The organism is Streptomyces sodiiphilus (assembly GCF_039529215.1).
GTDB classification, from domain to species: domain Bacteria; phylum Actinomycetota; class Actinomycetes; order Streptomycetales; family Streptomycetaceae; genus Streptomyces; species Streptomyces sodiiphilus.
In genome coordinates, this window is sequence record NZ_BAAAMJ010000079.1 from 16105 (window position 1) to 38268 (window position 22164).

The 22164-nt window shown below is 68.4% G+C and carries 19 protein-coding genes; 5 read left to right on the forward strand and 14 right to left on the reverse strand.

Annotation, left to right across the window (positions count from 1 at the left end; translation table 11 throughout):
* Positions 1 to 49: 49 nt before the first annotated feature.
* From ABD299_RS23535 to ABD299_RS23560, 6 genes are all read right to left on the reverse strand, one after another.
* Positions 50 to 1003 (reverse strand): hypothetical protein, encoded by a 954-nt coding sequence (locus ABD299_RS23535; protein WP_344266340.1) that lies wholly within the window; start codon positions 1001 to 1003, stop codon positions 50 to 52.
* Positions 1004 to 2600: 1597 nt separating this feature from the next.
* A complete protein-coding gene (locus ABD299_RS23540; RefSeq protein WP_344266343.1) occupies positions 2601 to 3707 on the reverse strand; it encodes a hypothetical protein in 1107 nt (368 codons plus the stop codon).
* A 13-nt stretch (positions 3708 to 3720) separates the two neighbouring features.
* Positions 3721 to 5913, reverse strand: a complete 2193-nt coding sequence (locus tag ABD299_RS23545) for a hypothetical protein (protein ID WP_344266346.1) — start codon at positions 5911 to 5913, stop codon at positions 3721 to 3723.
* A gap of 30 nt (positions 5914 to 5943) precedes the next feature.
* A complete protein-coding gene (locus ABD299_RS23550; RefSeq protein ID WP_344266349.1) occupies positions 5944 to 6432 on the reverse strand; it encodes a hypothetical protein in 489 nt (162 codons plus the stop codon).
* 58 nt (positions 6433 to 6490) lie between these two features.
* Positions 6491 to 6832: a WXG100 family type VII secretion target gene (locus ABD299_RS23555; protein WP_344266352.1), complete on the reverse strand. Its 342-nt coding sequence runs from the start codon at positions 6830 to 6832 to the stop codon at positions 6491 to 6493.
* 17 nt (positions 6833 to 6849) lie between these two features.
* Positions 6850 to 7212 carry a WXG100 family type VII secretion target gene (locus ABD299_RS23560; protein WP_344266355.1) on the reverse strand — a complete coding sequence of 121 codons (363 nt, stop codon included), beginning with the start codon at positions 7210 to 7212 and terminating at the stop codon, positions 6850 to 6852.
* Between the two features lie 414 nt (positions 7213 to 7626).
* Here ABD299_RS23560 and ABD299_RS23565 point away from each other — a divergent pair, with 414 nt between their 5' ends.
* Positions 7627 to 7902 carry a hypothetical protein gene (locus ABD299_RS23565; RefSeq protein WP_344266358.1) on the forward strand — a complete coding sequence of 92 codons (276 nt, stop codon included), beginning with the start codon at positions 7627 to 7629 and terminating at the stop codon, positions 7900 to 7902.
* A gap of 146 nt (positions 7903 to 8048) precedes the next feature.
* Positions 8049 to 8309, forward strand: coding sequence for a DUF397 domain-containing protein (locus tag ABD299_RS23570; RefSeq protein ID WP_344266361.1), 261 nt, complete (start codon positions 8049 to 8051; stop codon positions 8307 to 8309).
* Between the two features lie 116 nt (positions 8310 to 8425).
* On the opposite strand, the gene ABD299_RS23575 is transcribed toward ABD299_RS23570, so the two are convergent.
* Genes ABD299_RS23575 through eccB form a run of 3 tightly spaced genes read right to left on the reverse strand, consistent with a single transcriptional unit; the run spans position 8426 to position 11975 of the window.
* A complete protein-coding gene (locus tag ABD299_RS23575) occupies positions 8426 to 9127 on the reverse strand; it encodes a class I SAM-dependent methyltransferase (RefSeq protein WP_344266364.1) in 702 nt (233 codons plus the stop codon).
* Between the two features lie 32 nt (positions 9128 to 9159).
* Positions 9160 to 10380 carry a type VII secretion-associated serine protease mycosin gene (gene mycP / locus ABD299_RS23580; RefSeq protein WP_344266367.1) on the reverse strand — a complete coding sequence of 407 codons (1221 nt, stop codon included), beginning with the start codon at positions 10378 to 10380 and terminating at the stop codon, positions 9160 to 9162.
* Positions 10381 to 10400: 20 nt separating this feature from the next.
* Positions 10401 to 11975 carry a type VII secretion protein EccB gene (eccB, locus tag ABD299_RS23585; RefSeq protein WP_344266370.1) on the reverse strand — a complete coding sequence of 525 codons (1575 nt, stop codon included), beginning with the start codon at positions 11973 to 11975 and terminating at the stop codon, positions 10401 to 10403.
* 93 nt (positions 11976 to 12068) lie between these two features.
* On the opposite strand from eccB, the gene eccE reads away from it, so the two are divergent.
* The 3 genes from eccE to ABD299_RS23600 all read left to right on the forward strand — a co-directional run bounded on the left by eccE (position 12069) and on the right by ABD299_RS23600 (position 17051).
* Positions 12069 to 13373 (forward strand): type VII secretion protein EccE, encoded by a 1305-nt coding sequence (gene eccE / locus ABD299_RS23590; protein ID WP_344266373.1) that lies wholly within the window; start codon positions 12069 to 12071, stop codon positions 13371 to 13373.
* Complete coding sequence (locus ABD299_RS23595) at positions 13373 to 14062, forward strand: hypothetical protein (protein WP_344266376.1); 690 nt, start codon at positions 13373 to 13375, stop codon at positions 14060 to 14062. The genes eccE and ABD299_RS23595 overlap by 1 nt, the downstream gene beginning before the upstream one ends.
* A gap of 247 nt (positions 14063 to 14309) precedes the next feature.
* Entirely contained in the window at positions 14310 to 17051 is a 2742-nt protein-coding gene (locus ABD299_RS23600) for an SCO5717 family growth-regulating ATPase (RefSeq protein WP_344266379.1), read from the forward strand.
* Between the two features lie 85 nt (positions 17052 to 17136).
* On the opposite strand, the gene ABD299_RS23605 is transcribed toward ABD299_RS23600, so the two are convergent.
* The 5 genes from ABD299_RS23605 to infB all read right to left on the reverse strand — a co-directional run.
* Positions 17137 to 18075, reverse strand: a complete 939-nt coding sequence (locus ABD299_RS23605; RefSeq protein ID WP_344266383.1) for a bifunctional riboflavin kinase/FAD synthetase — start codon at positions 18073 to 18075, stop codon at positions 17137 to 17139.
* Between the two features lie 123 nt (positions 18076 to 18198).
* Positions 18199 to 19119 carry a tRNA pseudouridine(55) synthase TruB gene (truB, locus tag ABD299_RS23610; RefSeq protein ID WP_344266386.1) on the reverse strand — a complete coding sequence of 307 codons (921 nt, stop codon included), beginning with the start codon at positions 19117 to 19119 and terminating at the stop codon, positions 18199 to 18201.
* A complete protein-coding gene (gene rbfA, locus ABD299_RS23615; RefSeq protein ID WP_344266389.1) occupies positions 19116 to 19586 on the reverse strand; it encodes a 30S ribosome-binding factor RbfA in 471 nt (156 codons plus the stop codon). Before rbfA ends, truB begins: the two co-directional genes overlap by 4 nt.
* Before the next feature lie 15 nt (positions 19587 to 19601).
* Positions 19602 to 19898 (reverse strand): DUF503 domain-containing protein, encoded by a 297-nt coding sequence (locus ABD299_RS23620; protein ID WP_344266393.1) that lies wholly within the window; start codon positions 19896 to 19898, stop codon positions 19602 to 19604.
* Between the two features lie 131 nt (positions 19899 to 20029).
* Positions 20030 to 22164 (reverse strand): translation initiation factor IF-2 (gene infB, locus ABD299_RS23625; RefSeq protein ID WP_344266396.1); only part of this gene is annotated, 2135 nt, incomplete at its 5' end.

The window sequence follows — 22164 nt, forward strand, 5'->3', positions numbered from 1 at the left end:
CAACCGCAGCAAGCCGGATGCCCTCTCACCTTCCGTCAGCTCGGACGACTCACGGAAGAGACAACTCCCCGCACCCATGACGCTCCGCCGACTCAGCAGCGAAGACATTCAACAACTTCCTCTGCGCCTCGAGTTCCACCTCCGTGTAGCTCGCCTCGGGCGAGTCCGAAGTGCCAGCCCGCAACGCAAAACGGGCAGTGTCATAAGGTGTTGGACACTCCCCCACGCCCCAAGCACGCATTACTGAGCTGTGACGCTCAGCAACTGCGTGATCTTTCCAGGCCATCATGAAGCTGGTGGTTCCGCGACCGATGACTGCTTCGGTAGCATAGGGGCCGTACCAGGAGTTCAGCCAGTACTCTCGCCCTTCCTCTGCCAACAATAGACACGATTCAATCGGAGAAGACCCCGCCGCGCTTTCCCGGATTGTTTCAACTCTCATGACCTCGAGCAATGCCCGCTCTTCTTTCACCGATGCACAAGTACCAGTTGCTTGTGAAGGCGAATGGAAGTCACTTCTAGCGGAAGAAGCCTGGGAAACGGGCTGCGGGAGATCAAGCTTCTTGAGGGAAGGCATCTCCTCAGGTGCACATTCATGATCTTCACCCATTCGAGATGCAGATCCCGCGGCAATACTACCGAGTGCGCGCGCCTCCCGGACCCCCAGAGTGCCTTGCGCGGACAGGAGCATCTCACCCGAGACCTGCGCCATGATATGCCGATCCGTTGATTCACATCTCAGGAATACGACCACTTCCACGTGCCTTCGATCCCCGTCGGCAGTTACAAAGCCTGCCTCCCTGGCCGGAAGCGGCTCATACAGACGGAAAGCTGGGTCGTGCAGAGCAGTCGACTGCCCCATCTCGTCCGACCAGCCGAGTTTGACGGTGACTTCAGCCTCAAACCCGTTTCGCGACCCCACACGGCAGCGCTCCTCCAGGTCACTGTCCTCCAATCGAATACCTCGAGGCACCAATCGCTGCGAACCGAAGAACGTACCCACGTCTTCATGGATCAAGTACCCGCGACAGAGCCCAGAGACTTCCCGTCGGTCTTGCCAGTCAGGAAACTCCTCTGCCGCGTAGATCCCACCCACTCCGAGAAGGATCGCAGCAAGCAGTACCCCTGCAAGTACAGCTGGCTTTCTCTGCCCTTTCATAAGCGCCGCCTCTCACTCACGCGCTTCACACCGAGCGCTTGATGGCCGAACCGTTCGCCGCATGACGGCCGACCACACGGGGACTCCAAGGCCTCATGGCAATAGCGGCTCGGCGCACCCGTATCGCTCAGCAGACTCCTGAGCGAAGGCTTTCAGAATCTCACGCTGAGCTTCTCGCTCTTGTTCAGAGTATGTGACGTCCCGGTCATTCTCGACACCCGTTCGTAGAGCATATCGGCCTGTCTGAAACACTCCTTCGCACTCTGCTGATCCCCAGGCTCGCAGCGCGGGGTGCTTCTCCTCATTGGTGCCTCGGGGCTCTCTGGGCACCTTCCAGGTCGGCCCTCTCCCAAGAACCATTTCGGTCGCGTAAGGGCCGTACCAAGCCGACAACCAGATAGGAGAATCGCTTTCAGTCACAAGAAGACATGTCTCAAGAAGTGACAAGCCAACGGGGTGCTCGTAGACTACTTCGACCCCAAGAGTGTCAAGCGCTACTCCGACGCTCTTGACCGAGACACATGAATCACTGGCCTGTCCTGGCGTCAATTCTCCCTCGCCTCTCGGCGCACTCGGAGTAGGTGGGGGAAGTTCCAGGCTGTCGATCGACAAAGCTGACTCTCTCACGCACCCGTATTCGTCAGCCATACGCTCAGCGGCACTTGCAGCAATTTTGCCGACGAGGGTTGCTTGATAGTTGACTGGGCGCTGCATGTCACGAATGTCAGCTCGAACCTGAGCCATTACGTGGCGATCTCCGGATACGCATTGAGCAAATAGCACAACTTCTACCATGGTGCGGTCACTATTCGTCCCGATGAACCCTGGTATTTCATTCGTCAATGGACCATGGAATGAAAGCCCGGCCCTGTGAATACTCCCGGTATGCTGACCCAGCATATCCGTCCATCCGAGTTTGACCACTACTCTTCCAGGTGATTCATCGCGTGCCTCGACCCCGCAATGCTGCTCCACGCTGGAGTCGTCCTTCCGGACAGACAAAGGAGCAATATCTCCCGTCTCGAAGAAACTGCCGATGAGCTCCAAATCAAGGAAATTACCGCACTCCTGGGAGAGCTGCGACGAACTGCTCCTCTCAGCATCGGGCTTCCACAGGTAGAAGCCGACCACAGCTACCACAGCAAGTGCCGCCACAGAGAGTTTCGGCGCTCTTGCACTGCGACGAGAAAAAGTCATAAGCCAACCGCCAACACAGTTGCCGTGCTGGAGACATCCATGAGGATGTCTCCCTTCAAAGCTGACATAGCCGCCCTTGAACTCGCAGGCAGAAATCCTTTCTTTTCCCTTTTAACGGCGACACATTTCACGTTCGGACAATACTGTGCAACCACTCTGTGGACCCTACGTCGAACAGTTCACAAACAGAAAAAAGGTGGCTCTCCTTAGTAGGAGGAACCCCCGAGAACCTTTCTTGCACACGTCAGGGCAGAGCTAGCTCCTTGCATCCATGACGTTCCGCCGACTCAGCAGCAAAAACATTCAGCAGTTTTCTCTGCGCCGCGAGTTCCGCCTCCGTGTAGCTCGCCTCAGACGAGTCCGAAGTGCCGGCCCGCAACGCATACTTGGCCGTTGCAAAGGGAGCTGAACACTCTCCGGACCCCCATACACGCATGGCCCAACTGGGATCCGATGCAACCCCATGGTCTCTTGACTCAATAAACCTGGTGGTATCTCGGGCGATTACCAACTCTTGAGCAAAAGGACCATACCAAGACGTTAGCCAGTACTCCTCCCCCTCATCCGCCAAAAGGAGACACGATTCGACTGGAGAGCGCCCTGAAGGGCTCTCCAGAACTGCCCGAATCTGAAGTTCCTCGAGAGAGGAAACTTCCTGCTTCAAGGACCTACATGTACCATCGGCCTCTGATGCCGATTGAGCACTAGAACCATTCGTGAGAATCTTCGTAATCAAATAGGATTCATCAAGTTCTTGAGCATCAAATGCTGCATTCGGCGCGCATCCATAAGCCTCTCCCATCCGTTGAGCAGTGCCTACCGCAATTTGGCCGAGCGCACTCGTTTCCTCGCCTCCAAGATTTACCCCAGAACTCTCGTCTCTTTGGCCAACAATCTGCGCCATGATATGCCGCTCTGCGATATCGCACTCCAGGAAGAGTACGACTCTAACCTCGCTTCCGTCCTCGTTCGAGTTGACGAAGCCTGCCGCGTTGTTAGGAAGAGGGCTGTAAAAGGCATACCCTGCTTCGTGGCGCAGCCCAGCTCTCTTCCCCGCTTCATCAGCCCAACCGAGCATCACAGAAACACCCCCCGGAGGCCCGTCACGAGATTCGATTCTGCAATGCTCTTCCAGAGTTCCATCTTCCAGCCACACTGGGACTCGAATGAGACGCTCCGAACTGAGAAAGCTTTGCATCTCTGCGTGGTCCACGTAGCCACTACAGGCAGTAGAGAAGTATCTTCGATCCTGCCACTCTGGGTACTTCTTAACCGCGAACAATCCAATCGCCACGCCAGATACCAACAAAAGAGCGAGAGGCCCCGCAACAGTAACTCGCAACTTTTTCACGTACTTACTCCTTTCAGTGAATCTTCAATGCGTTGTCCGCTACATCCCTGCCAATCGCAGTGGAGGACCTCGCGTCACCGTGAATACTTTTCACCGGATCGCTGCCAATCTCGAGTCCGCGTTCTTCTGCCCACAGGGTATACATGAGCTCGACATCATTCAGCAGTTTCTCTTGGCGCTCACTTACCTCCTTGCGTGCGTCGAGACCAATCGCCCCCTTCTCTTCCTTTGACCACTCGTAGAAGAATAGGTCAATGATTCGCTGCGCCACATCTCCTACGCCTGGAGTTTGCGTGATTACAGATCCCCAGGCATGGTAGCCAAGCCTGGCATCGTCGTCGACCTTGTCCTTCTGTACGTTTGCTCCGTCTATGATGATTTGACGCTGAATTTCATCCATCAGGCCAAACATTTCGCCAATACTCTTGGAGTCACCCGACCAGTGAGTTATTCCGTCAGGGTGATCAATGTCAGGAAGGTCGGCTAGCTTCTGTGCGGCATATGCAACCTGTGATCCATACAGCATCCCGTAATTCTCACCATCTTCCGAAACGCCTCGCATGACACGAAGCAGATCTGCTCTGTCCACATCAAGGCTTCCGCCTCCATCAAGATTTTCTTCACTCGTGACATCAGGTGTAAGTACTGCCCAGACATCTGCCGTGTAACTAGTCAAGGCACGAGCGAGGGGAGCTCGCAAATTTGCGTAGGACTCATCCTTCAAGAGCACATCAGACCGCCCGCCAGCATTATTGGAGTCAAGGTTCGAAATGACCGAGGTCATGACGCGGGCCTGTTCCGGTGTGTGGTAGCCGAATGATTCAGCTGGGACTCCCGGCTGGCGACCTGTCGTGGCGGCTTCTAGGACCAAGCCAAGACCAGTCCGTTGCCGAGGATCGTCGTAGGTACGGATTTCCCCCGACTGGCTGTTCGGGTGGATATCATGTTGCATATAAAGGACTTCCCAGTCCCGGCTGCCGTCTGTCAGTAGGTACTCGAGCCGATCCTTGCCTTGCTCGTTCTCTGGGTCGAGGTAACTGGTCGCTGCTTCAGGGTTCTGCGACATCACTCCGAGCAATGCGTCCAGTGGATCGCTCGCAAGCCAGGAACTCGCATCTCCGCCAAGCATACTTCTGTCGAGATGCCAGAAGTCCCGTTGGCCTCCGAGTTTTGGATCTTCAAGGGTGCGGATATTGTCTGTCAGTTCGTGCAGAAATTTTTCCCCGTACCCCTCACCATGCTCCAGCAGTGTGGCGAGGCTTTGATAGCCATAGACGCTGAAGTCGTAGTAATCGTAAAGATCGAAGTCGACCGGATGCTTCTCCTTGCCGGCGGCATGGAGGTCGTCCATCCAGCGGTTGTAGAAACCGCCCGGCGTGGACAGGGCTGCACCTACCAGATGGGCCAGGTCTTCTTTCAGCTGCGCTGAGTCGTAGTCATCCGGAGGGGCGAAAGTCGCGTTGGTCAGACGGATGAAAGTTTCAGCACCGAGCTGGTCGAGAAGGCTCTGTGAAAAACGGAGACTGTACTCTCCGTTCTCGTCCCGCTGACCGGACAGGATGATCTGGAGCTGCTCGAAATCCTCCGGCGTTCCCTCTCCTGCCTCGATACGCTCAGCAAGCTCAACCGACCTTCCGAGGGCGATATCGTCCAGACGATCAGTCCCGCCTGTGAACCAGTTCGCGCTCTCCTCATCATCTGCGAGCCCTTCGAGCAGTACCCGGACGCTGGCATCATACTCCGTGATGGCATCGACGTGGCGCTTGATGGCCGCAGACCATTCGGCCTCCGCCTCTCCATTGCGACGCTGATGCTCCTGATAGTCAGGGTCATTACGAGCGATGGCTTGCGCGCCCTCCGACAGGAGGCTCACAGTACCGTTCGAATGAACGACCATCCCGGCCGCTTCGGCCTCAGCTACGACATTCTTGAGGAGGCCGTGAAGGCGTGTGAACTCGTCCCGCGCTTCTCGGAGGACCTTGGCGATCTTTTCTGCCTCCTGAGCTGCCGCTTCGTACTGTCGGCGCGTGATTTCGAATCTCTTCCTGGCCGAGAGGGCGCTGAACCCCTGCCACTCATCCGACCTTGCGACAGACTCAACTTCACGCCGGTACACCTCACCTTGCTCGGCGAACAGCCCTGCCATGCGCTCCCACTGCCCCGCAGCGCTCCCGAGCCTGGTGTAGGGCTGTTTCATGATGTCCATGTACGTGGGCACTGCTTCTCCCCAAACCCCTCAGAAGCCGGAAATCCCATGAACGGGACGAAGCGGCGGAACATCCGGCTCCTGCAGCGTGCTGTCTATTTCCTTGATATTCCCCCGGATGTGCAGTTCGGTCTCCAGGAAAGCTATATCGCCGGCGCGTAGCCCTTGTGACTCATAGTACAGTCTTGCCAACAGGGCATTCTTCTTCTTGTGCCATTTCTCGAGCACAGATGCCACTCCGGATGCCGTCTCCCAGTTGCGCATGTACTGAGCCGCCACCGATGTCTGCATATCGGCGGCTTTTCCTGCTCGGTCGGTGCCCGGTCTGATCACGTCGTCGACCACTCTGGCTGCTCCGTCGAGCGTGCCGTCTCCCACCACCAGGTCCGCGTCTCCGGCGCCGGCCCGGTTCGGAGAACCGGCTCCTCCGCCCGCATCGTGCTGGTTCAGGTTGGTGCGGATGCCGTCTTCCTCACAGATCCGCTGATGGATCTGCTCAAACTCTTCCCACGAGGCCATGCCATTCTTCACCCGTCGCCTGTTGTGGAGTGGTCATTGTCCGGCACTTGGTAGAGCGTCATGCCTGGCCAGACACAGTGGGCCGGGCGGGACGGAGATCTCTCCGCCCCGCCCGGCCCNTGCGCTGGCCGATGTACCCGTCCGTGGCCCGGTAGGCGATCCCACTGTTCGCCGTCGTCTTGGCGATTGCGGTTTCCGTACCGAAGAGATGCTCCATCGCCTGGTCCCACCTCCGCATCTGGTAGTCGAAGGTGGTCTTGGCCTCACCGCTCCACGTCTCGCCCACGGCCTTCACTCGCCCCTGCAACACTTCGAGCTGTTCCTTCAGGCCACGTGCAACTCCGTCCACACCCCCCGCGGCCTCGTTGATACCGGTGTACGAAACCCTCATTTCATGCATGGCGCCTTCCTTTCTTGTCAGAATCCCTTAAGCGTGCTCGGTGGCGCATCATCGACCGCCGCCTGCAGACCACGCAGTTCCCGCAGACGTTCCTCTTCCTGGTCGTCGAACCCACCCCGGCTCATTTCGAGCATCTCCGCGAGGACTCCCATGGTGTCCCGCAGTTCACGAAGGTGCTCGTTCGACCGGTCGTTGAGGTTCCTGTTCGCCTGTCCCGCCTGACCGCGCCAGGAGAAGGCAGCCAGTGCGGCGGCTGCCACCCCCTGCGCGTGAAGCGCACCCAGTGCCTCCCTACCTGTCCTCAGGTCCTGGGCCAGTTCAGTGAGGCTGTCACTGGATACGCGGAGTTCCTGCCCGCCGTCGGGCATCTGGTCGCTCACTCACTTGCCTTCCTGTCGCGCTCTGCGTCGCCCCTGCGTCGATGTGCAGCGGCGTCGACGTGCCGTGGGAGCAGGCGGAGACGGGCAGCAGCCACGTCACGTCGGCCCGGTCCGTGAAGCAAGTCGAGATCGGCCCGTGTGGGAACCGGCCGTGGCGATCCCCAGGCCGCAGGAAGCCCTGTTCCTCTGACGCCAGCACCCCTCTTCCCCCCTCGCTCGACGCACCGGCCCCGCACACCGCCCCCTCCGTGGCCGTCGGCTACCCAGCCTATCGTCAGCGTGACGGTGCACGCTGTGGGTAATCACACGCGTGATCGTAGTGACGGTTCCTGCTCCGCCGCATCCGTACAGATACTCAGCAGTCGCTCCGCGGTACCTCCACATCGGCGCAGGTCGAACGTCTATGCTGCTGGCGTGGTTTCGACGAGACAGGGACTGACCCCGCGGCAGGCGCGGCATCTGCGCATGGGCATCGGCGGACTCGCCATGGCGGCGATGGCGGTGGTGCTGGTCATCCAGCTGGGGGACGGGTCGTCCCTGCTCTCGGTGGGGCTCTACGGGGCGGCGTTCATCCTCAGTGGCGCTGTGATCGAGATGAGCCGCCGCGGCCGGACCCGGCTGGGGATGGCCGTCCTGGTGACGGGGTTCGTCCTGGTGCTCGCCGCCGACTGGTGGCTCAGGGCGCACTGAAGTTCGCCAGCGGCGGCACGCATTCCGCGTGGTGGGGCGGTCTTTTCGTTCAACCCGGTCGCGTGCTGTGACGGAGCGAGTACGGTAGGGCCCGCGCGGCCGACGGGCCGTGCGAGCAGCACCGGGATGAAGGGAACGTTCCACAGATGGCCGAGACTCAGGCCGAGATCGCCGCTCGCAAGGAGCGGGAGAAGGACGAGCTGTACTCCATGGATATCTCCGGCGTGGAGTGGCTGAGCGCGCCGGACGGCCCTCAGGACGAGCGGGTGGAGATCGCCCACCTGCCGGGCGGGGCCGTGGCGATGCGCAACTCCTCCGACCCGGACACCGTGCTGCGGTTCACCGCCGCGGAGTGGGAGGCGTTCGTGCTGGGCGCGCGGGACGGGGAGTTCGACATCGAGGAGTGAGCCGGTGGGGGCAGGGCGCTGGGCGGTCGGTTCCGCCCAGCGCACCGGGCCGGGAAGGCCGGGGCGCGGGACACCGGGCGGGCGCCACCGGGGCGGGATGCGGCCGGCGCGGCCCCTCAGTTCTTGTTGACGCAGGTGTAGGCGCCGTAGAGGCGGCCCCGGAAGCCTGCCTCGACGATCTCGAAGCCCGTCTGCTCCAGCATGCTCTCCATGAGCGGGCGGAAGGTGGAGAACTCGGTGCGGATGTGCTCGGCGTACTCCTGCGCGGTGTAGCCGTGGGCCGGGTCGTCCGCGGCGGCCTCGAACCAGCCGGTGAAGACCTGCTCGGCCTCCGCCGGGGTGAAGTCGTAGATCAGGTCGTGCAGTCGGAGCACTCCGCCCGGGCGCAGCATCCCCGCGATGCGGTGCAGTGCCATCGCCTTCCAGAAGTCCGGGAGCTGGTGCAGGGCGTTGCGGGTGTGGACGGCGTCGGCGGGTGGTCCCGGGTGCCGGTAGCCGATGAAGCCGGCGGGGACGATGCGCACGTTGCGGGCCCCGGCTTCGGTGACGCGTCCGGCGAGGGCCTCGCGCATGGCCGGGGAGATTTCCACCGCGATCACCCGGGCGAAGCGGCGGGCGGCCGCGAGGGTGAAGCGGCCGGTGCCGGCTCCGATGTCGATGACGGTGGCCGAGGCGTCCACGCCGTGCGCGGTCAGTGCGTCCAGGTCGGGTCCCGGGTCGGGGTAGCCCTGTTTCCGGTCGTAGCCGGCGACGAACCGGGGGTCGAGGTGTTCGGGTCCGGCGTGGGCGAGTTCGTCGACGGTCCAGGAAGCGGTCATGCGCTGAGCCTGGCACGCGGCTTCCCGGCCGGTCAGCCGGTTTTCCGGTGCCTTCTGCGACGCCGGTCGCGCTGGACGAGGGCGGCGCCGGCGAGGCCGAAGGTGAGCACCGCGCCGGTCAGCAGGGCGTACGTGCCCAGGCGTTCGGCGCGTTGCGCGTAGGTCTCGCCCAGTACCAGATCGGGGACGTCCGGGGCGGGCACTGCCGGGGCTCCCTGGTCGGGGGTGGGGGACGGCAGGGGGGTGGCGTCGTCCGTCAGGGCGCGCACCGGGTCCACGACGCCCCAGCCGATGTAGCGGTCGGGGCCCGTGATGGAGCGTTCGGCGGTCTGCTGGAGCTGGGCGGTGATCTCCCGGGCGGTGCGGTCGGGGTGCTTGGCGCGCAGCAGTGCCGCGACGCCCGCGACGTAGGGCGCGGAGAAGCTGGTGCCGTGGTCGACGCACTGGCCGCCGCCGGGCACGGTGGAGACCATGTCCACTCCCGGTGCCGCGATGCCGACGAAGTCGCCGGCCTGGGAGAAGGGGGCGCGTTCGTTGTTGCGGTCGGAGGCGGCGACGGCCAGGACGCCGTCGTAGGAGGCGGGGTAGGTGTCCTTGGACCGGCCGTCGACGCCGTCGTTGCCGACGGAGGCGATGACGACGATCTCCTCGGCCAAGGCGGCGTCGACGGCCTTCTTCAGGGCGGAGTCGTCGCTGAGCGGTTCGTCGCTGTCCTGGGAGATGTTGATGACGTGGGCGTCCTGCTCGATGGCGTGGTGGACCGACCTGGCCAGGGAGGCGACCGTGCCGCTGCCGTACTCGTCGTTCTGCCGGATGGGGATGATGGTGGCTTCGGGGGCGAGGCCGACGAAGCCGCTGTCGGGGTGCGGGCGGGCGGCGATGATGCCGGCGACCTTGGTGCCGTGGCCGACGGTGTCGTCGGTGCCGTCGCCGCGGCTTCGTGCGGGCGGGTCGTCCTCGGGGTCCTCGGGGGTGAAGTCGGCTCCGGAGGCGGCGTCGACGGCCGGTGTCAGCTGGGGGTTGGCGGTGTCGACGCCGGTGTCGATGACGGCCACCCGGACGCCTTCTCCCCGGGTGTCCTGCCACAGCCGGTCCAGCAGGACGCGCTGGAGCGACCAGGGCTGCTCCTCGATGTGTCCGGCGGGGAAGGTGCACTGGCCGCCGTCGGCCCGGGCGGTGCCGGCCGGGGCGGCCAGGGCCGCGGTGAGCGCCAGGGCGAGTGCGCCGCGCAGCGGGCGCGCCGGGGCTGTCATGGGTCTCTCCTCGCGGGTGCTCACGAACCCTGCGGCTGCCGGGCGCCGGCGGTGTCCAGGCGCGGGCCGGTGGGCAGGAACTGGGACCACTGGGCGGGCACCGGGACGGGCTCGACGTCTCCGTATCCCAGGCGGATCTGGGCCTGGTTGACCTGCTGGGCGCGTCCGGTGTCCTGGGCGGAGTCGTCGGAGTCCCCGGGCTCCTCGGGTTCGCCGCTGTCGCTGTCGCTGTCGGTGTTGGCCTGTACGGCGTAGCGCAGTCCGGTGTCGGTGACCAGGAAGATGCCGCCGGCCTCGGCCTGTTCGCCCTGGACCTGGCGGTAGAGCAGGCCGGTGCCCGGGGTGACGTAGGCGCTGGTGGTCTCGTTGACGATGGTGGCGGGGAAGGCGGTGCCGGCCCAGGTGCTGAGGGTGACGGTGCCGTCCTCGGCGTCGACGTCGCGCAGGACCGAGCACAGTGTGGTGCGTGAGGCGCCTTCCGCGGCGGGGCCGTTGACGTGTTCGGCCGCCGCCTCGGGCCAGTCGTGGTCGTGGTCGATGCTCTCCTCGGCGGGTGCCGGGGTGAAGGCCTGGAGCGCGACGTCGAGGGGGTGTCCGTGCTGTTCCAGCGGCAGGGCCTGTGGGCTGTTGAGCAACAGGCGGGCCGTGAAGTCGGAGACGGGGACGACCTTTCCGGGCAGCACGAGGTAGTGCTGCGGTCCGGCGCCGGTGGGTGCGAGCAGCACCGTGCCGACGCGGTCGGCCTCGGGCGTGAGGCCCGCGACGCCGGCCGGTTCGCCGACGGTGCCGGGAAGTTCGGGGAAGACGACGGGGCTGCCGTCCTGGAAGGTGTCCAGCCAGTTGCCGGTGACACGTTGCGGCTGCTGTCCTTCGCCGACGAGTGTGCGGTGCAGGAGCTGGCCGGTGGCCTCGGGCAGTTCGTCCCACTGCGGGCCGCCGATGAGATACTTGGTGCCGCGGGGGTCGATCAGGTAGCGGGCGCCGTCGCGGTCCGCTTCGACGTACAGCACCTCTCCGCCGCGCAGCCGGTGCCGGCCGTCGACGCGTGCGGCGTCCCGGTCCGCGAGGACGAACACGGCCTGCTGGACGCCGCCGTCACCGGCGCCGGGCTGCTGGCAGACGGCCCAGCGCTTGGCCTCGCGGGCCTCGTCGGAGGACGGCAGCCGGTCGGGGGCGTAGGGGATGCCGAGGGTGGGTCCCTGGGGGATTTCCCCGCTGTCCAGGATCTTCTCGTCGACGCTGACGATCTCGAAGGTGCCGCCGTTTAGCAGCAGCCGGGCGGAGGAGAGGTTGAGCACCGGGTGCAACTGACGTTCGCCGTCGGTCTCCAGGACGACGTAGCGGGTGGTGGAGTCGCTGCCGATGATGACCTTCTTGCCGGGGTCGGACCAGTTGGCGGGGACGGCGGGCTTGAACATGCCCCACGCGCCGAAGCCCGCCAGGATGAGCGCGCCGACGACCAGGCCGGGCATGACGGTGCGCAGCGGGCGGGGTGCGCCCTCCTCGGTGCCGCTGGGTGAGGGCTGGAGGAACGCCGCCACGGTCCGCTTCCTGGCGAACGTGTAGGCGTTCAGTTCATCTTTCCGCGAGACCACCGGTGGCCGCTCCTCCCCCAGGCTCGATCGTCTGACCGGGCCTCTACTATGCACGGTGACGAACTGAACACGGTCAGGAGGGGGTCGCACGACATGGCGACGGCTGCGAGTCCGCGCGATGACCTGCTCGCCCGGGCGGAGGACGGGTCCGCGCGGGGGGTGGTGCCGCGGCGGAAGGGGGGCGCGGGCGGCCGTCTGCCGCTGCGGGTGCTGCTCTGTCTGCAGGCCGCCGTGGCGGTGACGCTGGTGGCCTGGGTGTACGGCGGTCCGCTGTGGGCGGTGGGGGCGGCGGTGCCGACCGCTGCGGTGGTGGTGCTGGTGGTGGGGCGCAGGCGGGGGCGGCCGCTGGTGACCTGGGCGGGTGCGCTGTGGGCGCTGCGGCGCCGGCAGCGGGCGGCTGCCGGGCAGGTGCTGCCGGCGGCGGATCCGCTGCTGTCGTTCGCGACGGAGTGTGTGCCGGGTCTGCGCAGTCATTCGTTCGCCGGGCCGGAGCGTGCGGGGGCGCAGCAGCGGGTGTGGGGGCGTGATGTCGGCATGGTCTCGGTGGACGGCACGCTGACGGCGGTGCTGCGCGTCGAGGCGGAGCGCAAGCCGCTGCAGCCGGGCCGTCAGCAGCGTCCGCTGCCGCTGGAGTTGCTGTACGGGGCGCTGGAGACGGACGGGATCCGGCTGGATTCGGTGCAGTGTGTGCAGCACACGCAGCCCGCTCCGGCTCCGCATCTGCCCGAGCGGTCGGTGGCGCGGCACAGTTACGGGCCGCTGTACGCGCAGAGCGGTGCGCCCGCGCTGCGGCTGACGTGGGTGGCGCTGCGGCTGGATCCGGAGCTGTGTCCGGAGGCGGTGGCGCGGCGGGGCGGAGGGCTGGGCGGTGCCCAGCGTTGCCTGACGCGTGCCGCGGACCAGTTGGCGAGCCGGCTGGCCGGTGCGGGATTCCGGGCGACGGTGCTGTCGGAGGCGCAGTTGCTGTCGGCGCTGGCGGCGGGGGCGAGCCTCAACGCGGCGACGACGACGCTGATGGGGCAGGGTGAGGGGCAGGACTCGCGGCGCACGGTGGAGAGTTCGCGCACCTGGCGCTGCGACGACCGGTGGCACACGACGTACGAGGTGTCCCGCTGGCCCGAGCTGGGTGCGAGGGTGCCGCTGGCGGAGCTGGTCGCGATGCTGACCTCGCTGCCGGCGTTCGCCACGACGTTCGGGCTGACGCTGCGGCGGGAGGGCCGGGACGCGGTGGCCGTCGCCGGGCATGTGCGGATCACCGCGCGAGGGGCGGACGAACTGCGGGGGGTGCGGCGCGGACTGGAGCAGTCGGCCCGGCGGGCCCGGGTGGGGCTGGCACGGATGGACCGCGAGCAGCTTCCCGGGCTGCTCGCGACGCTGCCGCTGGGAGGAGTGCGCTGATGGCCGGGTCGGTTCATGTGATGACCGCGGAGGAGCTGGCCGGGCTGTCGCTGCCGGTGGGCGACGACGGTGTGGTGGTGGGGATCGACGAGGGCGGCCTGCCCGCGGTGCTGTCCATGCACCATCCGGCGCCGTACGAGATCGTGCTGATCGGGGGTGTGTGGACGGCGCAGGTGCTGGCGCTGCGGGCGGCGGCGACCGGGGTCCGGGTGGCCGTGGAGACCGGCCGGCCGCAGCTGTGGACCGGGCCGGCTCAGGCCGCCGGCGGCGGGGTGCTGGAGTGCGTGACGCTGCACGAGGTGGGGCATGTGCCGCCGCTGGGGGCGACGGCGGGTGGTCCGGTCCTGGTGGTGCGCGACTGCGGGGTGCGGCCCCCCAGGGGGCGCACCGTGTCGGTTCCCTGGCAGCCGGTGCTCACGCTGCTGCCGTATCTGGGCCCCGCGGCACCGCGGCTGGTGGAACGGGCGGCGCTGGTGGGGGTGCAGCGGGTCTCCCCGGACGAGGCGGCCCGGCTCGCTCCGGTCATGGGTCTGCCGGGCGAGCTGGCGGAGAGCCTGCCGTCGCTGAGCGACGACGTGACGCTGTGGTGCACCCGGCAGGCCCGGCAGTTGGTGCGGACGGTGCCGACGGACAGCGAGACCGGGCTGCTGGGCAACCCGAGCCGGCTCGACCCCCGCACCGGCGGGTGAGGGGCCGGCCCGGCGTCACCGGAACGGCGTCCGGTTCGGTGCTGTTGCCCGCGCGTCGCTCACCGCGGGCGCGGGCAGGGGTAGGGAACAGGCAACTGCGACGATTAGGGTGAGGGGAGTGCGGCATCAGGCGTCGCAGGCAATGACCTGAGTCCGTGTCAGCAGCATCGCCGGGGGATTCGGTCCGTTATCCGCGCAACCCGTGTGACGTGCGGCTCAGGGTGTACCACCAGCAGCGGGAGGCGTCGTGAACAGCGATCGGGACGGGATTCGCACCGCGGAGGAGTTCTCCGGTGACGAACGGCCCGGCGACGAGCTCCTCGACGAGGAGCCGGAGAGCACCGGGCAGTTCACCATCGATTACACGCCACCCGCCTGGTATTCGGGCGGCGCGGCGCAGGGGCCGGGCGCGGAAGGGACCGTGCCGCCGGTCGCCCTGCCGCCCGTGCCCGGCCCTCCCGCCGCGGGGGCGGAGGGCACTTCCGCTTCCGCCGACGGGGTTCCGGGGCCGGGCGAGCCCTTCCCCGCTGCTGCTCCCGGCGAGGACGATGCCGCGGGGTCCGGTCCGGTACCGGGGGAAGGGCCTTCGTCCGGACGGACCGAGGGGAACTCCCCCGACGGAGCCTCGGAGCCGGGTACCGCCCCGGAGGAGCCCGAGGGCGGCTGGGGCGACTCCACCATGCGGTTCTCGGCCGCCGCGGTGCGCGAGGCGATAGGCGACAAGGACGCGGCCTCGCGCGCCGCAGGCTCGTCCGGCGGCGTCGCGCCGGTTCCCGCGCCCCCGCACGCTCCCCCGTCCGGTCTGCCTCCGCTGCCGCCGGATTTCCAGATCCAGCCGCCGCAGCCGGCCGGCGGGCCAACCGCTCCGGTCACGGCGGAGACTCCCCCGCCGGGCACTGCCCCGGAGTCCGCGGAGACCGCCGGCACACCGAACGGCGAGTCGGCGAGCCCACAGGATGCCGGAGCGGGCGCGGCGTCGCCCCCGGCCCCGGGACCGGAGCAGCCCACTGCCGCCGCCACCCCGGGTTCCGGTCCGGCGGAGGACACGGGAGCCGGAGTGCCGGAGCCGGGCACCCCGAGCGCTCCTCCGGCAGCGGCAACCGGCAGCGAGCCGGCAGAGCCGGGCGGTGAACCGGCCGCCCGGTCACCGGAGGCCCCGCCGGCCCGTCCGGTCCCTACCGCCGCTCCGCAGACACAGCCTTCCCCCGGGACCGGCCCCGCCTCCCTCCCCGCCCCGGTGGCGGAGCCCACGGGCGGGACCGCGGCCGACGCCGCGCCCCCGTCGCAGCCGGGGGCCCCATCTGCTGCCCAGCAGCCCGCCCCGCACCCCTATGCCCCCGTGACACCGCAGGGGCCACCGACGGCTCACGGACAGCAGTGGCCGGGACAGCCTGTCCCGCCGCAGCAGCACGGGCAGCCCGGCACCGGGTGGCCGGCCTCCCCTGCCGCCGCGCAGCCGCCCGCCCAGGGGCCGGCGCAGTACCCCTCGGCACCGGGCGGGCCGCCGGTGCCTCCGGTGCAGCCCGGGCAGCAGGACCCTCGGGCAGTGCCCGGGCAGCAGCACGCCCCCGTGCCGTCGCCTCAGGGACACGGCGCCCAGCCGGTCCCCGGCGCCCCGGCCGCCGGGCAGCCTCCGCACCCGGCCCAGCCCCCGGGAGCGCAGCCGGCCGCCGCCCCGCAGCACCCCGGCCAGCAGCCCCCGGGACAGGCGCAGGACCCGCGGGCGGGCGGCGGGTGGCCCGATCCGCAGCAGTACGCGGCCCGCAGCCAGCCCGGTGCGCTGGGCTACACCGCTTCGGTGGAGCTGTCCTCCGACCGGCTGCTCCACGACAAGCGGCGCAGCAAGCCGCGCTCGCAGCCCCCGGGCCGGTCCGGTTCGCGCTTCAAGCTCGGCGGCAAGGCCGCCGAGGCCGAACGCCGGCGGAAGCTGCAGATCATCCGGACACCGGTGCTCTCCTGCTACCGGATCGCCGTCATCAGTCTGAAGGGCGGCGTCGGGAAGACCACGACCACCACCGCGCTGGGGGCGACACTCGCCACCGAGCGGCAGGACAAGGTCATCGCCATCGACGCCAACCCCGACGCGGGCACGCTGGGGCGGCGGGTGCGCCGGGAGACCGGGGCGACAATCCGGGACCTGGTCGGGGCGATTCCCTATCTCAACAGCTACATGGACATCCGCCGCTTCACCTCGCAGGCCCCCTCCGGCCTGGAGATCCTCGCCAACGATGTCGACCCGGCGATCTCGACCACGTTCAACGACGAGGACTACCGCCGGGTCATCGATGTCCTGGGCAAGCAGTACCCGATCATCCTCACCGACTCCGGTACCGGCCTGCTCTACAGCGCGATGCGCGGGGTGCTGGACCTCGCCGACCAGCTGATCATCGTCTCCACTCCCTCGGTGGACGGTGCCAGCAGCGCGAGCACCACGCTCGACTGGCTGTCGGCGCACGGATACGGCGAGCTGGTGCAGCGCAGCGTGACGGTGATCTCCGGCGTCCGGGAGACCGGGAAGGTCGTCAAGGTCGAGGACATCGTCGCCCACTTCAGGACCCGCTGCCGCGGGGTGGTCGTCGCGCCGTTCGACGAGCACCTGGCCGCCGGCGCGGAGCTCGACCTGGACCTGATGCGGCCCCGGACCCGGCAGGCCTACTTCGATCTGGCCGCGCTCATCGCCGAGGATTTCGTGCGGGCGCAGCAGGAGCAGGGGCTGTGGACGCAGGACGGCGGCATGCCGCCGCACATGGCGCCGCCACTGCCGGGTGCGCCCCAGGGCTACGGCTACCCGCAGCCGGGCCAGGGGCCCCCGGCGCAGCAGCCCCCGCAGGGCCCGCCGCCGGGGTACGGCTACCCGCAGCAGCCGCCGCCCGGCTACGGCTATCCCGGCAGCCCGCCCGGACACCAGGCCCAGCCGGGGCAGCCGGGGCAGCATCCCGGGGCGGTTCCTCCGCCCCCGCCCGGCGGCCAGTGGCCCCAGCAGCACTGAACAGCGGCGAAAACGGCCACGGGCCGGGCCCCGGACGGCACAGGCATGCGCCGCCGTCCGGAGTCCGGCCCGTCACCGTCGGCTGTCAGGCGGTCAGTTCCCGGGCCCGGTCGACATCGGCCGTCATCTGGACGAGGAGACCGTCGATGCTGTCGAAGGTCATCTGGCCGCGCAGCCGGGTGAGGAACTCGACCGACACGGTCTTGCCGTACAGCTCCAGGTCGGTGCGGTCCAGGGCGTAGGCCTCGACGGTCCGCTCGGTGCCCTCGAACTGCGGGTTGGTACCGACGGAGATGGCCGCGGGCATCCGGGCGCCGTCGGCGATGAGCCAGCCCGCGTAGACGCCGTCGCCGGGAACGGCCGAGTGCGGCACCACATCCACGTTCGCGGTCGGGAAGCCGAGCTCCCGGCCGCGCTGCGCCCCCCGGACCACGACGCCCATCACCCGGTGCGGGCGGCCCAGCACCTCCGCCGCGGCGGTGACGTCACCTTCGGAGATCAGCCGCCGGGTCAGCGTGGAGGAGAACGGCTCGCCGTCCCCGGCGCTGCCGCGCTCGTAGAGGTCGACGACCACCACCTCGAACCCGTACGTCCCGCCCAGTTCGCGGAGGGTGTCCACGGTCCCGGCCGCCCGGTGCCCGAAGCGGAAGTTGGGCCCTTCCACGACCGTGCGGGCGTGCAGCCGTTCCACCAGCACCTTCACCGCGAAGTCGGCCGGTGACAGCCGGGAGAACTCGGTGGTGAACGGCAGCACGAGCACCGCGTCCACCCCGAGGGCGGCCATCAGCTCGGCCCGGAAGGGGTGCGGCGCCAGCAGCGGCGGGTGGCTGCCGGGGCGCACCACCTCCACCGGGTGAGGGTCGAAGGTGACCACGACGGCCGGTACCCCCAGCTCCCGGGCCCGGGCCACCGCCCTGCCGATGATCAGCTGGTGTCCCCGGTGCACGCCGTCGTAGGAACCGATCGTGACGACGCTGGGCCCCCAGTCCGCCGGGATGTCCTGCAAACCCTGCCAGCGCTGCACTGTCGTCGCTCCTCGCCTTCCGGTTGGTCCCGCCTGCCGGTCAACGGTACCGGGCAGTCGGTCGCCGCCCCACCGTGGCCCTGCCCGTGCCGCGTGCCGCCGCCGGCTGTCCGGGCCGGTGCCTCAGACGAAGACCGCCAGGCTTCTGGTCCGCCGCCCGCCGTCGTTCTCCCCGGCCTCGACCAGCGCGACGAAGCGGCCCTCCGGGCCGAAGACGGCGACGGGCCCGGGCGGCAGCGGCGGGGCGGTGATCCGGGCTCCGTTGCCCAGCAGACGGGCCTGCTCCTCGCCGACGTCCCAGCGGGGGAAGGCCGCCGCTGCCGCGTCGCCCAGCGGCAGCACCTCCAGCCCGGCCTCCAGCTGCTCCAGGGTCCGGGCACGGTCCAGGCCGTAGGGCCCGACCCGGGTCCGCCGCAGCGCCGTGAGATGCCCGCCGGTTCCCAGCAGTGCGCCGAGATCACGGGCGAGCGCCCTGATGTAGGTGCCGGAGGAGCAGGTCACGGTGACCCGCAGGTCGGTGACCGGCGTGCCGTCCGCCGCGGTCTCCCGGGTGACGCCGTGCACGGTGAAGGACGAGACGGTGACCGGGCGGGCCGGGATCTCCACGTTCTCCCCGGCCCGCACCCGGGCGTAGGAGCGCTTGCCGTCGATCTTGACGGCGCTGACGCTGGACGGCACCTGCATGATGTCGCCGGTGAGGGACGCGACGGCGGTCTCCAGCGCTGCCGGGTCGACTGTGCCGGCCCCCGCCGCGGCGGTGACCTCGCCCTCGGCGTCGTCGGTGACCGTGGTCTGCCCGAGCCGGACGGTGCCCTCGTACTCCTTCTCGGTGAGCGCGAGATGACCGAGCAGCCGGGTGGCCCGGCCGAGGCCGAGGACCAGCACGCCGGTGGCCATCGGGTCGAGTGTTCCGGCGTGCCCCACCTTGCGGGTGCGTGCGATGCCGCGCATCCTGGCGACGACGTCGTGCGAGGTGTACCCGGAGGGCTTGTCGACGACGACCAGCCCGTCCGGGCCTGCGGGCCCGCCGGCCCGGCGGCTCATCGGGTGCCGGGGCGGTCGGTGCCGTCGTCGCCGGTGTCCTCGGCGTCGTCGTCCTTCAGGTACGGGTCGGCCCCGCCGGCGTACTCGGCCCCGGCCGATGCCCGGCGGACCCGCTCGTCCCGCTCCCGCGCGGCCTCGAAGAGGTGCTCCAGGTTCCGGGCGTTCTCCGGGAGTGCGTCGGGGATGAACTCCAGGCTGGGGGTGTGCTTGACGCCCGCGGCCTCGCCGACGGCCGAGCGCAGCACGCCCCGGGCACTCTTGAGCCCCGCGGCGACCTCCCGGCGCTCCTCCTCGTCGCCGTACACCGTGTAGAAGACGGTCGCCTCCCGCAGGTCCCCGGTGACCCGGGTGTCCGTGATCGTCACCCGGGTGCCGAGCCGGGGGTCCTTGATGCCACGCTGCAGCTTCTCTGCGACGACCTCACGGATGAGGTCCGCCAGCCTCTTCGCCCGCGCGTTGTCGGCCACTGATCCGTCTCCTTGCTATTCGTCTTCGTCGCCGTGGAACCGCCGCCGGACGGACAGCAGTTCCACTTCCGGGCGGGCGGCCACCAGCCGCTCGCACCGGTCGAGCACGCCGGTCAGATGCCCGGCGTCCCCGGAGACCACGGCCAGGCCGATCACGGCCCGGCGGTGGAGGTCCTGGTCCCCGACCTCGGCGACGCTGACCTGGTGAGTGCGGGTCAGTTCGGCGATGATCGGGCGGACCACGGAGCGCTTCTGCTTGAGCGAGCGTACGTCCCCGAGCAGCAGGTCGAAGGACAGCGTCCCTACATACATGCCGGTGATCGTACGCGCACGGCACAGGGCCGATCGACGGGGTTTCCCCTCCCCGCCCCCGGAGGGGAGGGAGGGGCCCGGGGCGCCGCGACGGACGCCCCGGGATCCGGCCGACCGGCCCTGTCGCGGAATCAGCCGCGCGGCTTCTCCCGCATCTCGTACGTCGCGATGACGTCCTCGACCTTGATGTCGTTGTAGTTGCCGAGGTTGATACCGCCCTCGAAGCCCTCGCGGATCTCGGTGACGTCGTCCTTGAAGCGGCGCAGGCCCTCGATGTTGAGGTTCTCCGCCACGACCTTGCCGTCGCGCAGCAGGCGGGCCTTGGTGTTCCGCTTGACCTCGCCGGAGCGGACGATGACACCCGCGATGTTGCCCAGCTTGGAGGAGCGGAAGACCTCGCGGATCTCCGCGGTGCCGAGCTCGACCTCCTCGTAGACCGGCTTCAGCATGCCCTTCAGGGCCGCCTCGATCTCCTCGATCGCCTGGTAGATGACCGAGTAGTACCGGACATCCACGCCCTCGCGCTCGGCGGCCTGGGTGGCCCGGCCCTCCGCGCGGACGTTGAAGCCGAGCACGATCGCGTCGGAGCCGGCCGCCAGGTCGATGTCGGTCTCGGTGACCGCACCCACCCCGCGGTGCAGGACGCGCAGGTCGACGTCCTCGCCGACGTCCAGCTGCAGCAGCGAGGACTCCAGTGCCTCGACCGAGCCGGACGCGTCGCCCTTGATGATGAGGTTGAGCTGCTGGACCTCGCCCGCCTTGAGCACCTTGTCCAGGTCCTCCAGGGAGACCCTGCGGGTGCGCTTGGCGAACGCGGCGTTCCGCTCGCGGGCGGCACGCTTCTCGGCGATCTGCCGGGCGGTCCGGTCCTCGCCGACGACCAGGAAGTTGTCCCCGGCGCCCGGCACGTTGGTCAGACCCTGCACCAGGACGGGCATCGCCGGACCGGCTTCCTTCACGCTCTTGCCGGTGTCGTCGAGCATGGCCCGGACGCGGCCGTGGGCGTCGCCCGCGACCATCGTGTCACCGACGCGGAGCGTGCCCCGCTGCACCAGCACCGTGGCCACCGCGCCGCGGCCGCGGTCGAGGTGTGCCTCGATCGCGATGCCCTGGGCGGACTGCCGGGGGTTGGCGCGCAGGTCCAGGGCGGCGTCCGCGGTGAGGACCACCGCTTCCAGAACACCCTCGATGTTGATGCCCTGCTTGGCGGAGATGTCGACGAACATGGTGTCGCCGCCGTACTCCTCCGCCACCAGGCCGAACTCGGTGAGCTGGCCGCGCACCTTGGCCGGGTCGGCACCCTCGACGTCGATCTTGTTGACCGCGACCACGATCGGCACCTCGGCCGCCTTGGCGTGGTTCAGCGCCTCGATCGTCTGCGGCATCACACCGTCGTTCGCCGCCACCACGAGGATCGCGATGTCGGTGGACTTCGCACCGCGGGCACGCATGGCGGTGAACGCCTCGTGACCCGGGGTGTCGATGAAGGTGATCCTCCGCTCTTCGCCGTTGACCTCGGTGGAGACCTGGTAGGCACCGATGTGCTGGGTGATGCCGCCGGCCTCGCCCTCGATGACGTTGGTCTTGCGGATCGCGTCCAGCAGGCGGGTCTTTCCGTGGTCGACGTGACCCATGACGGTCACCACCGGCGGACGGGCCACCAGGGACTGCTCGTCGCCCTCGTCCTCACCGAACTCGATGTCGAAGGACTCCAGCAGCTCGCGGTCCTCCTCCTCGGGGCTGACGATCTGAACCGTGTAGTTCATCTCCTCGCCGAGCAGGTGGAGCGTCTCGTCGGAGACGGACTGGGTCGCGGTGACCATCTCACCCAGGTTGAACATCACCTGGACCAGCGACGCCGGGTTGGCGTTGATCTTCTCCGCGAAGTCCGTCAGGGAGGCGCCGCGGGAGAGCCGGATGGTCTCGCCCTTGCCGCGCGGCAGCATCACGCCGCCGATCGACGGGGCCTGCATGGCCTCGTACTCCTGACGGCGCTGCCGCTTCGACTTGCGCCCACGGCGCGCCGGGCCGCCGGGACGGCCGAAGGCGCCCTGCGTTCCGCCGCGGCCACCGGGGCCGCCGGGACGGCCGCCGAAACCGGGACGGCCGCCGAAGCCACCGCCGGGACCGCCGGGACGGCCACCGCCGCCACCGGGACCGCCGGGACGGCCGCCGAAGCCACCGCCGCCGCCACCGGGACGGGTACCGGGACGGCCGGCGAAGCCACCGCCGCCGCCGCCCGGGCGAGGACCGCCCTGGCCACGGC